This window comes from Rhizobium sophoriradicis, assembly GCF_003939025.1.
Classification (GTDB): domain Bacteria; phylum Pseudomonadota; class Alphaproteobacteria; order Rhizobiales; family Rhizobiaceae; genus Rhizobium; species Rhizobium sophoriradicis.
In genome coordinates this window covers 113164-127065 of the sequence record NZ_RQIH01000005.1, presented here as the reverse complement: position 1 = coordinate 127065, position 13902 = coordinate 113164, and the positions used below count along the sequence as shown (strand labels likewise).

The following is a 13902-nucleotide window of genomic DNA, read 5'->3' as shown; positions in this document are numbered from 1 at the left end:
TCCGCTGGCATTACCCAGATCAGCTTTGAAGGGTCCGGAGGCTTGCGCTTCTCATCTCAGCCCCGGCGACACGGAGCTCCCCTGTGATTTCGGCGAAAACTATCATCCAGGTTTTCTTACCGCAACCGCAAAATCACGATCCCGTTCGTCCGGTCGGAACCGAACCGCAGAGGCGAAAAAACACCCGGACGGAGTTCTGTCCGGGTGTTTTCCGAGGTTCCGTACCTGCCGGGAACGGAACCCGAGCTCGTCTTGGGCGGCTCTCTATTGCAGGACGCGGCCGGTGCGAGGGCCGCAAATGCCGGCGCCATGATTTCGGCCTGTTATCGCCTGGTGATCGCGCGTCGCCTCTTCCTGCTTTACGACCGGTGGAGTAGGCCTTATAAAACCTCAACTAATATTGAGGTCAAGAGGGTGATGGATACGATTTCTGCAACGCCGCTCGGCAGGCTTCTGACGGTTGGCGAAGTGGCGGAACGCAGTGGTCTTGCCGTTTCGGCGCTGCATTTCTATGAGGCCAAGGGGCTGATCTCCAGCATCCGTACACGCGGCAATCAGCGGCGCTACGGACGTGACGTGCTTCGCCGGCTCGGCATCATCAAAGTGGCGCAGCGTGTCGGCATTCCGCTCTTAGAAATCCAGACGGCGTTCGCCTCTCTGCCGCAGGGGCGCACACCGACGGTTGCCGACTGGCAGACGCTGTCGGCGCGCTGGAAGAATGAACTCGACGAGCGAATCAGACGGCTCAGCCTGCTGCGCGACCGCCTGACCGGCTGCATCGGCTGCGGCTGCCTGTCGATCGAGAGCTGTCCGTTGCGCAATCCCTGCGATCGGCTTGGCGAAGAAGGGCCGGGTGCGCGGCTACTGGAGAACGAGAACGAAAGCTGAGCTTTCCCGAGGTCTCCGGCGGAAAGATCGGTGCATGCCTTTCTTTCGGCCGGCGCGCTCATATGTTAAGGGCGAAGGGCGCAACCGGCGGCATTGTCCGCGAGGAGGACGGCTTCGTGTTCCATCCGAGACTATTCGAAAATCGCAATGTCGTCGTCACCGGCGCCGGCCGGGGTATCGGCCTCGAGGTGGCCCGCCAGTTCCTGGATTGCGGCGCGAAGGTGATCGTCCATACCGGCCGCAAACCTGGACGGGATCTGCCGGATTTCCTGCTGACGGCCGAATCGGAAAGACGGGCGCTGTTGCTGCACGCCGATTTCACCGCCGTCGGCGGCGCCGCGCAATTTGCGGAGGATGCCCTCGCCTTTTTCGACAAGGTGCATGTGCTCGTCAACAATGCCGGCACCATGCTCGGCCGTTTTCCGGCTGCGACGCTGACGGACGCAGATTATGAAGCGATCGTGCGGCTGAACCAGACGTCGGTGGTGGCGCTGACCCGGGCGCTGTTGCCGGCATTGAAGGCGGCCGAAGGCGCGGCCATCGTCAACACCGTTTCGATTTCAGCGCTGACCGGCGGCAGTCCCGGTTCTTCGGTCTATTCGGCCTCGAAAGCCTTCGTTTCCACCTATTCCAAGGCGCTTGCCCGTGAGCTGGCGCCGGATGGCATCCGGGTCAACTGCGTCTCGCCGGGAACGATCGAGACGGATTTCCATGAGCGCTATTCCTCCCGCGAAAAGTTGGAGCAGACGAAGAAGACCATACCCTTACAGCGGCTCGGCACGGCGGAGGATTGTGCCCCCGCCTATCTCTTTCTGGCCGCCCCTTTGCTTTCGGGCTACATCACCGGTCAGGTGATCGAGATCAATGGCGGCCAGCTTATCTGCTGATTTGCTTGGACTTTTTTTGGCATTTCGTTACTTTGGAATAATTCGCTTGTGTGAATATGCTATTGTACTGATCTACCTCAGTGCTTCCTTCCGAGATACCGAATGCCGTTGCCCAAACCCGAGCCGGGGATGTCCGGCCAGGACTTGCACAAACTCGCTGGAAAAGCCCACGAGGCGAGCGATCTGCTGAAAGCGCTGGCGCACCAGACCCGACTTCTGATTCTCTGCATATTAGCGAATGAGGAGCGGACGGTCGGTGAAATCGAGACTATTCTCGGCATTCAACAGGCAATGGTCTCGCAGCAGCTTGCGCGCCTGAGGCTTGTAGGTCTGGTCAATACACGCCGCGAAGGCAGGCTGGTTTATTACAGCATCGGCGATCTCAGTGTGCTCGCCTTCCTCGAATCGCTGTTCGATCTTTTTCCGGCTGCCGAAAACGGTTAAGCATGTCGCGTAGCGCGGCGGCTGCGCACGAGGATGGGCTGGATCCGGATGACCTCACGCCGGATCGGGAGACCGGATGATCGACAAGCTCGAATTCTTCATCGCCCTTGCCAATGAAAAGCATTTCGGCCGCGCCGCGGAGGAATGCGGGATCTCGCAGCCGACGCTCTCGGCCGCCATCCGGCAGCTGGAGGATCAGCTCGGCGTCATGCTGGTGCAGCGCGGGTCGCGATATCAGGGGCTGACGCCGGAGGGGCAGCGCGTGCTCGAATGGGCGCGGCGCATCGTCGGCGATGCCCGCACCATGCGCGAGGAAATGCGCGCGGCGCGGCGCGGTCTTTCCGGCCACATTCGTCTCGCCGCCATCCCGACGGCCCTCGCCATGCTTTCGCGCATCACCACGCCCTTTCAGGAACGACATCCGGGCGTCACCTTCTCGATCGTCTCGCGCAATTCGCTGCAGGTGCTGAGCATGCTCGAAAATCTCGAGATCGATGCCGGTATCACCTATCTCGAAAATGAGCCGCTCGGACGTGTCACCAGTGTTCCCCTCTATGCCGAGCGTTATCACCTGATCACGGCTGCGGGCAGCCCACTGTCCGATCGCGACAACGTGACCTGGAAGGAGGTCGGCGATCTTCGGCTTTGTCTATTAACCGCCGACATGCAGAACCGGCGCATCATCAACCGGCACCTGACGGAAGCGGGGGCCACAGTGCATCCCACACTCGAATCCAACTCGATGATCGTGCTGTTCTCGCATGTCAGAACCGGACGTTGGGCAAGCATCATGCCGCGCAACGTCGCGAAATCATTTGGATTCCCAATTGAAATCCGAATGATTCCGATTGTTGAGCCGGAGGCCCACCATCTGGTCGGCCTCGTCGCGCCCTATCGCGAGCCGTTCACGCCGCTCGTGTCGGCCTTGCTGCACGAAGCGCGAGTGCTCGTGCAGGATGAAGAGCTATGATAGGAAAAACCTATCGATCCACGAGATAGCTTTATTGATCGTCGCCGGCTTCCTTGAGATGCTGGGCGACGAATGGCCTCGGCTGGGGAGGGCGCCATTCCGCAACCAGCGGCTGGGAGGGCTGCCCTATGACCATTCATATCGCCGAAGGCGATATTGCAGCGCGCACGCGTACCATTGTCGCCGACCTTCGCTTCCTTGAAGGGCCGCTGCTTTCCATTCTGCATCAAGTTCAGCAGGAATTCGGGTATGTGCCGCAGCAAGCCCTTCCCGTGATCGCGGAGGAACTGAACCTCTCGCGCGCCGAGGTGCATGGGGTAATGACCTTTTATCACGATTATCGCGACCACCCCGCGGGGCGACATGTGCTGAAGCTCTGTCGCGCCGAGGCCTGTCAGTCGATGGGCGGCGACGCGCTGGCTGAGCGCGTCAAGGCGCTGCTCGGCATCGATTTTCACCAGACGACGCTCGATGGCAGTGTGACGCTGGAGGCGGTCTACTGCCTCGGGCTCTGCGCCTGCGGCCCGTCGGCGATGCTCGACGGCGAGGTGTATGCCCGGGTCGACGATCAGCTGGCGACGGAACTCGTCGCGGAGGCGCGCCGATGACAGTCAAGATTTATGTTCCGCGCGATGCCGCTGCGCTGGCGCTCGGGGCCGAAAAGGTGGCAAAGGCGATTACCCAGGAGATCGTCGCCCGCGGCCTCGATGCCGAGATCGTGCGCAACGGCTCGCGCGGAATGTTCTGGCTGGAGCCGCTGATCGAGGTCGAGCTTGCCGGCAAGCGCATCGGCTACGGACCGGTGAAAGAAAGGGATGTGCCCGGTCTCTTCGACGCCGGCATCGTCAATGGCGGCGATCACCCGCTCTGTCTCGGGGAGGTTGAAGACCTCCCGTTCCTGAAGCAACAGACCCGCCTGACCTTCGCCCGCTGCGGCGTGATCGATCCGCTCTCGCTTTCGGATTACGAGGCGCATGGCGGCCTTGCCGGCCTTCGCCGCGCCGTTTCGATGGCGCCCGCCGAAATCGTCAAGGAGGTCACCGATTCCGGCCTGCGTGGACGCGGCGGCGCGGGTTTCCCCACAGGCATCAAGTGGAAGACCGTCCTCGATGCGGCCGGCGAACGCAAATATATCGTCTGCAATGCCGATGAAGGCGACAGCGGCACCTTTGCAGACCGGATGATCATGGAGGGTGATCCCTTCGTGCTGATCGAGGGCATGGCGATTTCGGGACTTGCGACCGGCGCCACGAAGGGCTTCGTCTATACGCGTTCGGAATATCCGCATGCGATCGCCGCGATGACCGAGGCCGTCGGCATCGCGCGGCAGGCCGGGATCCTCGGCCCGTCGGTGCTCGGCTCGGGCCGCGCTTTCGATATCGAGGTGCGCACCGGCGCCGGCGCCTATGTCTGCGGCGAGGAGACGGCGCTTTTGAACAGCCTCGAAGGCAAGCGCGGCGTCGTGCGCGCCAAGCCGCCGCTGCCGGCGCATAAGGGGCTATTCGACTGTCCGACCGTCATCAACAACGTGATCTCGCTCGCTTCCGTGCCGGTAATCATGGAGAAGGGCGCCGCCTTCTATCGCGATTTCGGCATGGGCCGGTCACGCGGCACCATCCCGCTGCAGATCGCCGGCAATATCAGATATGGCGGTCTTTACGAAACAGCCTTCGGTCTTTCGCTCGGCGATATCGTCGACAGGATCGGCGGCGGTACGGCGACGGGACGACCGGTCAAGGCCGTGCAGGTCGGCGGGCCGCTCGGGGCCTATTTCCCGCGGGCGCTGTTCGACACGCCGTTCGATTACGAATCCTTCGCCGCCCGGGACGGGCTGATCGGCCATGCCGGCATCGTCGTCTTCGACGACACCGTGGATATGCTGAAGCAGGCCCGTTTCGCCATGGAATTCTGCGCGGTCGAGAGCTGCGGCAAATGCACGCCCTGTCGCATCGGCTCGACGCGCGGCGTCGAGACGGCCGACAAGATCGCCCATGGCATCGAGCCAGAGAAGAACCGGGCGCTGCTGGCCGATCTCTGCAATACGATGAAATTCGGCTCGCTCTGCGCGCTCGGCGGTTTCACGCCCTATCCCGTCATGAGCGCGATGACGCATTTCCCGGAGGATTTTTCGCCGGCGCCGATGGTGGAGGCTGCCGAGTGATGACATCTCACGTGCTGGCCCGCTTCTCACCCGACTTGCTCAATTCCATTTCCATACAGGAGGCCGACCATGTCTCTCATCCATGAAATCGACTACGGCACTCCCGCTTCGAAATCGGAAACAATGGTGACGCTGACCATCGACGGGCAGCAGATCAGCGTGCCGGAGGGCACGTCGATCATGCGCGCCTCGATGGAGGCCGGTATCGAGGTGCCGAAGCTCTGCGCCAGCGACATGATGGATGCCTTCGGCTCCTGCCGGCTCTGTCTCGTCGAGATCGAGGGCCGGGCCGGCCTGCCGGCCTCCTGCACGACGCCGGTGGCGGCCAACATGGTGGTGCGCACGCAGACGGATCGGCTGAAGGATGTCCGCCGCGGCGTGATGGAACTCTACATTTCCGACCACCCGCTCGACTGTCTGACCTGTGCTGCCAACGGCGATTGCGAATTGCAGGACATGGCAGGCGCCGTCGGCCTGCGCGACGTGCGCTACGGCTATGACGGCGACAACCATGTCAGGGCACGTAACAATGGCGAGATCAATCTGAAATGGACGCCGAAGGACGAGTCCAATCCCTATTTCACCTTTGACCCCTCCAAGTGCATCGTCTGTTCGCGCTGCGTGCGCGCCTGCGAGGAGGTGCAAGGCACCTTCGCGCTGACGATCGAGGGGCGCGGTTTCGGCTCCAAGGTGTCATCGGGTGCGCATGAAGCCTTCATCGATTCCGAATGCGTCTCCTGCGGTGCCTGCGTCCAGGCCTGCCCGACGGCGACGCTGACCGAGAAGTCGGTGATTGCGATCGGTCAGCCCGAGCATTCGGCCATCACCACCTGCGCCTATTGTGGCGTCGGCTGTTCCTTCAAGGCGGAAATGCGCGGCGAGGAGCTGGTGCGCATGGTTCCCTGGAAGGATGGCCAGGCCAATCGCGGCCATTCCTGCGTCAAGGGTCGCTTCGCTTACGGCTATTCCAACCATAAGGATCGCATCCTCAACCCGATGATTCGCGAAAAGGTCAGCGATCCCTGGCGGGAGGTGAGCTGGGACGAGGCCTTCGCGCATGTGGCGTCGGAGTTCCGCCGCATCCAGTATCAGTATGGCCGCGAGGCGATCGGCGGCATCACCTCGTCGCGCTGCACCAACGAGGAAACTTATCTGGTGCAGAAGCTGGTCCGCGCCGGTTTCGGCAACAACAATGTCGATACCTGCGCCCGCGTCTGCCACTCGCCGACCGGCTACGGCCTCGGCCAGACATTCGGCACCTCGGCCGGCACGCAGGATTTCGACAGCGTCGAACAGTCCGATGTCGTCGTCATCATCGGCGCCAATCCGACCGACGGCCATCCGGTGTTCGCTTCGCGGCTGAAGAAGCGGCTGCGCCAGGGCGCCAAGCTCATTGTCATCGATCCGCGCCGCACCGATATCGTCCGGTCGCCGCATGTCGAGGCTTCCTATCACCTGCCGCTGAAGCCGGGCACCAATGTCGCGGTCATGACGGCGTTGGCGCATGTGATCGTCACCGAAGGACTCTATGACGAGAAGTTCATCCGCGAGCGTTGCGATTGGTCGGAGTTCGAGGACTGGGCCGCTTTCGTCGCCGAACCCCAGCACAGCCCCGAACAGACCGAGATCTTCACCGGCGTGCCGGCGGCGGATCTGCGCGGCGCGGCAAGGCTCTATGCCAAGGGCGGCAACGGCGCGATCTATTACGGTCTCGGGGTCACCGAACACAGCCAGGGTTCGACCACGGTCATCGCGATCGCCAATCTGGCGATGGCGACCGGCAATATCGGCCGTCCCGGCGTCGGCGTGAATCCGCTGCGCGGCCAGAACAACGTGCAAGGCTCCTGCGACATGGGCTCCTTCCCGCACGAGCTGCCGGGCTACCGGCATATTTCCGACGATGCGACCCGCGATATCTTCGAAAAGCTCTGGGGTGTGAAGCTCAACAACGAGCCGGGCCTGCGAATCCCGAACATGCTGGATGCGGCGGTCGACGGTTCCTTCAAGGGCCTCTACGTCCAGGGTGAGGACATTCTCCAGTCAGATCCCGACACCAAACATGTCGCGGCCGGCCTTGCGGCGATGGAATGCGTCGTCGTGCAGGACCTGTTCCTCAACGAGACTGCCAATTACGCCCATGTCTTTCTGCCGGGCTCGACCTTCCTCGAGAAAGACGGCACCTTCACCAATGCCGAGCGCCGCATCAATCGCGTGCGCAAGGTGATGACGCCGCGCAACGGTTATGGCGATTGGGAGGTGACGCAGAAGCTTGCCCAGACGATGGGGCTCGACTGGAACTACAGCCATCCGTCGGAGATCATGGACGAGATCGCGGCGACGACGCCGAGTTTCGCGTTGGTGTCCTACGACTATCTCGACAAGATGGGCTCGGTGCAGTGGCCCTGCAACGAGAAGAACCCGCTCGGCTCGCCGATCATGCATGTCAACGGCTTCGTGCGCGGCAAGGGCAAATTCATCCGCACCGAATATGTGGCGACCGACGAACGCACCGGTCCGCGTTTCCCGCTGCTGCTCACCACCGGCCGCATCCTCAGCCAGTACAATGTCGGGGCGCAGACGCGGCGGACCGAGAATGTCGTCTGGCATGCGGAAGACCGGCTGGAAATCCATCCGCACGATGCCGAACAGCGCGGCGTTCGCGACGGCGACTGGGTGAAGCTCATGAGCCGCTCCGGCGACACGACGCTCCGGGCGTTGATCACCGATCGTGTGGCGCCGGGCGTCGTCTATACGACCTTCCATCACCCCAATACGCAGGCGAACGTCATCACCACCGATTTCTCCGACTGGGCGACGAACTGCCCGGAATATAAGGTGACGGCGGTGCAGGTTTCGCCTTCCAACGGTCCGAGCGACTGGCAGATGGAATATGACGAGCAGGCGCGGCAATCCCGCCGCATCGCCGGCAAGCTCGAGGCCGCGGAGTGATGATGAGGGGGTGGGCTGGGATCGACGGTGAAGCGGAGGCGGGTGTTTTTCATCCTGTTGCCGCATGGTAGATTTCCCCACCACCGCGCATGCCCCCGAAACCACCCGCCGTAACGGCATCATGCACAGCGGCTCTCGTATCGTGCCGGAGGAAGTGCCGATCGCCTTTTCCTATGGCGGCAGCGCGCATGCGGTGATGATGGCGACGCCCGCCGATCTCGAAGACTTTGCCGTCGGCTTCAGCCTGAGCGAAGGGATCATTGCTGAGCGGGCGGAGATATCGGGTATCGAGGTCGTTGCGGGTGAGCAGGGGATCGACGTGCAGGTCAGCCTTGTCGACGACGTCGCCGATCGGCTGCGGGCGCGGCGCCGCAGCATGGCGGGGCCGGTCGGCTGCGGGCTCTGTGGCATCGAATCGATCGAACAGGCAGTGCGGCCGGTGCCGGATGTCTCGGCATCACCACTGGCGCTCTCGCATGCCGATATCGTTCGCGCCGTTTCGCTTCTGAACGAGGCGCAGCCGCTGCATCGCGAGACGCGGGCGGTGCATGGCGCCGCCTTCTATCGTCCCGGCAAGGGATTGCTTGCCGTGCGCGAAGATGTCGGCCGGCACAATGCGCTGGACAAGCTTTGCGGCGCCGTCATCGGCTGCGGCGAAAGCGGCGATGACGGCGCCGTCGTCGTCACCAGCCGGCTTTCGGTCGAGATGGTGCAGAAGGCGGCAATCCTCGGCAGCCCGGTGCTTATCGCCATTTCGGCGCCGACGGCGCTCGCCATTCGCACGGCCGACGAGGCCGGCATGACGCTCGTCGCCCTGGTGCGCGGCGATGACTTCGAAATTTTCACCCACCCGCACCGCATCTCGCCCGGAAACATCGCCGATGTCGCATGATACCAAGACCAAACTCGTCTATATGGCAAACCAGATCGCCACCTTCTTCAAGAGCCAGCCGGCAAGCGAGGCCGCGGACGGGGTCGCCAATCATATCAACAAATTCTGGGAGCCGCGCATGCGGCGGCAATTGTTCGAAATTCTGGAAAAGGAGGAAAACGGCCTGGATGCCCTCGTGCTGCAGGCCGCTCCGATGATCCGCAAACCGGAAGCGGAAACACACCAGGTCCGGTAATCCAACTGACTCATGCCGACAAAGGCAGCAGCATGCCGCCTTTGTCATTTGACCGCCAAAATTTAAATCGATTTTAAATAAAAACAGTCGGAAATTCAAAGCGTTATAGCGTCCTTTGCGCTCCTGAAGACGGGCGGCGCTTCAATCACAGCAAGGTCTGAAACAAGGAGGCGTTGTTCATGACGGCAGCGGAATCACGTACAGACGGAGCGGTGGCAGGCTCAGGCCTGCTCGATCGCGAAAGGATCGTGGCCAGGCCCGGTTTCAACAGGTGGCTGGTGCCGCCGGCCGCACTCGCCATCCATCTCTGCATCGGCATGGCCTATGGTTTCAGCGTGTTCTGGCTGCCGCTGTCTAAATCGCTCGGGATCACGGCTTCGACCGCCTGCCCCGATCTGACGCTCGCCTCGGCGCTGTTCACCACGACCTGCGACTGGCGGGTTGCCGACCTCGGCTGGATCTATACGCTGTTTTTCGTTCTGCTCGGCTCGTCGGCCGCCATCTGGGGCGGCTGGCTCGAGCGGGCCGGTCCGCGCAAGCCGGGTGTCGTTTCCGCCTGCTGCTGGTGCGGCGGCATTGTGCTGGCTGCCGTCGGCGTCATCACCCATCAGCTGTGGATGATGTGGCTCGGCGCCGGCGTCATCGGCGGCATCGGTCTCGGCCTCGGTTACATCTCGCCGGTTTCGACGCTGATCAAATGGTTTCCCGACCGGCGCGGCATGGCGACCGGCATGGCGATCATGGGCTTCGGGGGCGGCGCGATGATCGGCGCTCCACTTGCCAATCTGCTGATGAATGCCTTCAAGACCGATACATCGGTCGGCGTCTGGCAGACCTTCATTGTCATGGCGGTCATCTACTTCGTCTTCATGATGGGCGGCGCCTTCGGCTATCGCATCCCGCCGGCCGGCTGGCAGCCGGAAGGCTGGACGCCGCCGGCGGCCAAGAGCACGATGATCACCACCAAACACGTGCATCTGCGTGACGCCCACAAGACCAAGCAGTTCTGGCTGATCTGGGCGGTGCTTTGCCTCAACGTTTCGGCCGGCATCGGTGTTATCGGCATGGCTTCGCCGATGCTGCAAGAAATCTTTGCCGGTTCGCTGATCGGCCTGCCGGATGTCGGTTTCGCCCAGCTCGACGCCGGTCAGAAGGCGGCGATCGCCACAATCGCCGCCGGTTTCGCCGGCCTGTTGTCGCTCTTCAATATCGGCGGACGGTTCTTCTGGGCGTCGCTGTCGGACAAGATCGGTCGCAAGAACACTTATTACTGCTTCTTCGTTCTCGGCATCGTACTCTATGCACTGGCGCCCAGCTTCGCAGGCATGGGCAACAAGGCGCTGTTCGTTCTCGCCTTCGGTATTATCCTGTCAATGTATGGCGGCGGCTTTGCGACCATCCCGGCCTATCTCGCCGATATTTTCGGCACGCAATTCGTCGGCGCCATCCACGGCCGGCTGCTCACGGCCTGGGCAACGGCCGGCATCGTCGGTCCGGTCGTCGTCAACTATATCCGTGAAGCGCAGATTGCCGCCGGCGTTGCACCCGGCCCGGCGCTTTATACCGGCACCATGTATATCCTCGCCGGCATGTTGGCGCTCGGCCTCATCGCCAATGCGTTTGTCAGGCCGCTCCCGGACAAGTGGTTCATGAGGGATGACGAGGTCGCGGCGCTGCAGGCGAAGTCGGCCGCCGTCAATGCCGGGCCGACCGGTTCCTTCGGCATCGGCACCGGCGGGCTGGATGCCAAGGCGATGCTCGCCTGGTCTGTCGTCGGCATTCCGCTGCTCTGGGGTGTCTGGGTCACGCTGAAGGCGACTTTCGCGCTGTTCGGCTGAGATATGAAAGCGCGCCGCAGGGCTCATGCGGCACGTTTTATCCCCGCTCTATGCAGAACAGTGGCGCGGTATGGAACCGAGGTCAGAACTCTTCCCAGCTCTGCGCAGTCGCAGTCGCCGCGCCGTGCGCCTTGGCAACACGGGAAACGAGATGCAGCGCCGGCGAACCTGTCTGTTTTGATTCTAGCCCGCCACCGGCGGGCGATTGGGCCTGGATCCGGGGCTGACCGGGCAGGCGGAATCTTGTCAGCAGGATCCGCAGCGTTTCGGCTTCCCTCGCAAGGCTGTGGCTGGCGGCGGTGCTCTCCTCGACCATGGCGGCATTTTGCTGGGTTGCCTGATCAAGTGTGTTGACCGCCTGGTTGATTTCCTTGAGGCCGGTTGCCTGTTCCCTTGAGGCTTCGACGATGGCGACGACATTGCAGTCGATATCGCCGACCTGTGTGACGATTTCCTCCAGCGCCTTGCCGGTCTGGCCGACGAGGCCGACGCCGTTCTTGACGAGGTCGCTCGACGTATTGATCAGCGCCTTGATCTCCTTGGCGGCGTTGGCGGAGCGTTGGGCAAGTTCGCGGACCTCCTGGGCCACCACGGCGAAACCTTTGCCGGCTTCACCGGCGCGGGCCGCCTCGACGCCGGCGTTCAATGCCAGAAGATTGGTCTGAAAGGCGATATCGTCGATGACGCCGATGATGTTGGTGATTTCGCGCGAGGACTGCTCGATCTGGTCCATGGCGGCGACGGCGTTGCGGACCACGACGCCCGACTGCTCGGCGCCCTGCTTGGTCATGGCGACGAGGCGGCCGGCTTCCTCGGCGCGACGGCTGGAATCGTTGACTGTCGTGGTGATTTGCTCCAGCGCGGCTGCGGTCTCCTCGATCGATGCCGCCTGCTGTTCCGTCCGCTTGGAGAAGGAATCCGCCGATTCGCCAATCTCGCGTGAGCCTGCGGCGATCGTGCTGCCATTCTCGCCGATCGTCTTCATCGTCTCGGCAAGGCCTGTGACCGCGGTGTTGAAATCGTGGCGCAACTGCTCCATCGAGGGGACGAAGGGCGTGTCCACCGTCCTCATCAGATCACCTTCGGAAAGCTGACGCAGCGCGCTGCCGAGCAGCGAAATCGCGCTCATGCGCTCTGTGACGTCGGTCGCGAACTTCACGACCTTGTAGACCTTGCAGTCGGCATCGACGATCGGGTTATAGGCTGCCTGGATCCAGATTTCGCGGCCGCCCTTGCCAAAACGGACGAATTCGTTGGCGATGAATTCCCCGTTGGCGAGGCGCCGCCAGAAGCTGCCGTAGTCCTCGGTTCTGATATAGGCCGGGTCGCAGAACATGCTGTGATGTTTGCCGGTGATTTCGGCCAGGGAATATCCCATGGCCCGGCAGAAATTCTCGTTCGCGGTGAGGATCTCACCCTTCGGGGTGAACTCGATCACCGCCTGTGAGCGCGAGATCGCCTCAAGCTTGCCGGAATCCTCGACCGCCTGCTTTTTCGCGGCTGTGATATCGGCGGCAAATTTCACCACCTTGAATGGCTTTCCACCCTTTGAAACAGGATTATAGGAAGCCTGGATCCATATTTGCCGGTTGCCCTTGGCAAGACGCTTGTAAGCGCCGGCATCATATTCGCCGCGTCCGAGCCGCGCCCAGAACGCGCGATATTCCGCGGTCGCAGCATAGGCCGGCTCGCAGAACATGCTGTGATGTTTGCTGACGATCTCGTTCAGGCGATAACCCAGCGCGCTGCAGAAATTCTCATTTGCCGTCAGGATATTTCCGCTGAGATCGAATTCAATGATCGCCTGCGATTTGGAGATGGCGTCAAGAATGTATTTCGAATCGGAGCTTAGACCAAACATATCTGTCCCTTTGAGATGCACAGCATCTGCTGTTTCGGCCGGAGAAGCGAGGGGGCGGGCGAGGTACACCGGTCCTGGGAAGAACCGGGTAGCCGGTTATATCCCTCCGTGCCGGAGACTATCATCCGTATGCTTCACCTCCATGCTGAGGGAGCGTGGTTAATATTGTGTATTAAAGCTACTGCTAATAATATAATATCAGTGCGGTTTGCTTTCGGGCCTAAGAAAAACCGCCCCGGAGCGGGGCGGTTTTCAGTATTGTGTTGTCTAGATGCGATCAGGCCGCCAGTTCGTCCGTCTCGTTTTCCTTGAACATCTTGGCAAGGTTCAGGAAGCAGATCATGCCATTCTCCGAAGCGATGATGCCTTCGCAATAGGCGCGGTCGAACGAGGCGGTCACCTCAGGCACCGGCTGGACCTGGCTGGACGAAATGGTCAGAATATCCGAGACGCGGTCGACGAGCATGCCGATCACCATGCTGTGAACTTCGGCGACGACGATGGCGCTGCGTTCGTTGGCGACGGTGCTCTTCATGCCGAGCTTGTAAGCAAGGTCGATGATCGGAATCACCGAGCCGCGCAGGTTCATGACGCCGATGACATCGGCCGGCGCGTGCGGGATCGGCGTCGACGGCGCCCAGCCGCGGATTTCGCGGATGGTCGTGGTCTTGACGCAGAATTCCTGATCATGCAGGCGGAAGGCAATGATCTCGAGCGTATCGCCGCTGAAGCTAGTGGAATTGATCGTGGCCATTAGAATTCTTCCCAACTGTCGTA

Annotated in this window: 12 protein-coding genes; 10 read left to right on the top strand and 2 right to left on the bottom strand. The window is 61.9% G+C overall.

Annotated elements, in window-relative coordinates; genetic code table 11:
- The first annotated feature begins 417 nt into the window (after positions 1-417).
- The 10 genes from soxR to EFR00_RS09580 all read left to right on the top strand — a co-directional run bounded on the left by soxR (position 418) and on the right by EFR00_RS09580 (position 11264).
- Positions 418-888: a redox-sensitive transcriptional activator SoxR gene (gene soxR / locus EFR00_RS09625; RefSeq protein WP_039622589.1), complete on the top strand. Its 471-nt coding sequence runs from the start codon at positions 418-420 to the stop codon at positions 886-888.
- Positions 889-1004: 116 nt separating this feature from the next.
- Positions 1005-1775, top strand: coding sequence for an SDR family NAD(P)-dependent oxidoreductase (locus EFR00_RS09620; protein ID WP_038692786.1), 771 nt, complete (start codon positions 1005-1007; stop codon positions 1773-1775).
- Positions 1776-1877: 102 nt separating this feature from the next.
- Positions 1878-2219, top strand: coding sequence for an ArsR/SmtB family transcription factor (locus tag EFR00_RS09615; protein ID WP_038691705.1), 342 nt, complete (start codon positions 1878-1880; stop codon positions 2217-2219).
- 76 nt (positions 2220-2295) lie between these two features.
- Positions 2296-3189, top strand: coding sequence for a LysR family transcriptional regulator (locus tag EFR00_RS09610; RefSeq protein ID WP_038691703.1), 894 nt, complete (start codon positions 2296-2298; stop codon positions 3187-3189).
- Positions 3190-3317: 128 nt separating this feature from the next.
- A complete protein-coding gene (locus EFR00_RS09605; protein ID WP_077992104.1) occupies positions 3318-3797 on the top strand; it encodes a formate dehydrogenase subunit gamma in 480 nt (159 codons plus the stop codon).
- On the top strand, positions 3794-5350 hold the full coding sequence (locus tag EFR00_RS09600) for a formate dehydrogenase beta subunit (protein WP_077992102.1): 1557 nt from the start codon (positions 3794-3796) through the stop codon (positions 5348-5350). Before EFR00_RS09605 ends, EFR00_RS09600 begins: the two co-directional genes overlap by 4 nt.
- Positions 5351-5419: 69 nt before the next feature.
- Positions 5420-8299, top strand: a complete 2880-nt coding sequence (gene fdhF / locus EFR00_RS09595; RefSeq protein WP_077992100.1) for a formate dehydrogenase subunit alpha — start codon at positions 5420-5422, stop codon at positions 8297-8299.
- A 64-nt stretch (positions 8300-8363) separates the two neighbouring features.
- Positions 8364-9191 (top strand): formate dehydrogenase accessory sulfurtransferase FdhD, encoded by an 828-nt coding sequence (gene fdhD / locus EFR00_RS09590; protein WP_077992098.1) that lies wholly within the window; start codon positions 8364-8366, stop codon positions 9189-9191.
- Positions 9181-9426, top strand: a complete 246-nt coding sequence (locus EFR00_RS09585) for a formate dehydrogenase subunit delta (protein WP_009986553.1) — start codon at positions 9181-9183, stop codon at positions 9424-9426. The genes fdhD and EFR00_RS09585 overlap by 11 nt, the downstream gene beginning before the upstream one ends.
- A gap of 179 nt (positions 9427-9605) precedes the next feature.
- A complete protein-coding gene (locus EFR00_RS09580) occupies positions 9606-11264 on the top strand; it encodes an OFA family MFS transporter (protein WP_077992095.1) in 1659 nt (552 codons plus the stop codon).
- Between the two features lie 82 nt (positions 11265-11346).
- Here EFR00_RS09580 and EFR00_RS09575 read toward each other — a convergent pair whose 3' ends face one another.
- Both EFR00_RS09575 and EFR00_RS09570 read right to left on the bottom strand, forming a co-directional pair.
- Positions 11347-13125 carry a methyl-accepting chemotaxis protein gene (locus EFR00_RS09575; RefSeq protein WP_077992093.1) on the bottom strand — a complete coding sequence of 593 codons (1779 nt, stop codon included), beginning with the start codon at positions 13123-13125 and terminating at the stop codon, positions 11347-11349.
- Positions 13126-13402: 277 nt separating this feature from the next.
- Positions 13403-13879, bottom strand: coding sequence for a chemotaxis protein CheW (locus EFR00_RS09570; protein ID WP_007632607.1), 477 nt, complete (start codon positions 13877-13879; stop codon positions 13403-13405).
- Between the last annotated feature and the right edge of the window lie 23 nt (positions 13880-13902).

Excerpts from the sequence above, each read along its gene's own strand:
- soxR (WP_039622589.1), top strand. The coding sequence starts at position 418 with ATGGATACGATTTCTGCAACGCCGCTCGGCAGGCTTCTGACGGTTGGC.
- EFR00_RS09575 (WP_077992093.1), bottom strand. The coding sequence starts at position 13,125 with ATGTTTGGTCTAAGCTCCGATTCGAAATACATTCTTGACGCCATCTCC.
- EFR00_RS09585 (WP_009986553.1), top strand. The coding sequence starts at position 9,181 with ATGTCGCATGATACCAAGACCAAACTCGTCTATATGGCAAACCAGATC.
- EFR00_RS09600 (WP_077992102.1), top strand. The coding sequence starts at position 3,794 with ATGACAGTCAAGATTTATGTTCCGCGCGATGCCGCTGCGCTGGCGCTC.
- EFR00_RS09610 (WP_038691703.1), top strand. The coding sequence starts at position 2,296 with ATGATCGACAAGCTCGAATTCTTCATCGCCCTTGCCAATGAAAAGCAT.
- EFR00_RS09580 (WP_077992095.1), top strand. The coding sequence starts at position 9,606 with ATGACGGCAGCGGAATCACGTACAGACGGAGCGGTGGCAGGCTCAGGC.
- fdhD (WP_077992098.1), top strand. The coding sequence starts at position 8,364 with ATGGTAGATTTCCCCACCACCGCGCATGCCCCCGAAACCACCCGCCGT.
- EFR00_RS09615 (WP_038691705.1), top strand. The coding sequence starts at position 1,878 with ATGCCGTTGCCCAAACCCGAGCCGGGGATGTCCGGCCAGGACTTGCAC.
- EFR00_RS09605 (WP_077992104.1), top strand. The coding sequence starts at position 3,318 with ATGACCATTCATATCGCCGAAGGCGATATTGCAGCGCGCACGCGTACC.
- EFR00_RS09570 (WP_007632607.1), bottom strand. The coding sequence starts at position 13,879 with ATGGCCACGATCAATTCCACTAGCTTCAGCGGCGATACGCTCGAGATC.
- fdhF (WP_077992100.1), top strand. The coding sequence starts at position 5,420 with ATGTCTCTCATCCATGAAATCGACTACGGCACTCCCGCTTCGAAATCG.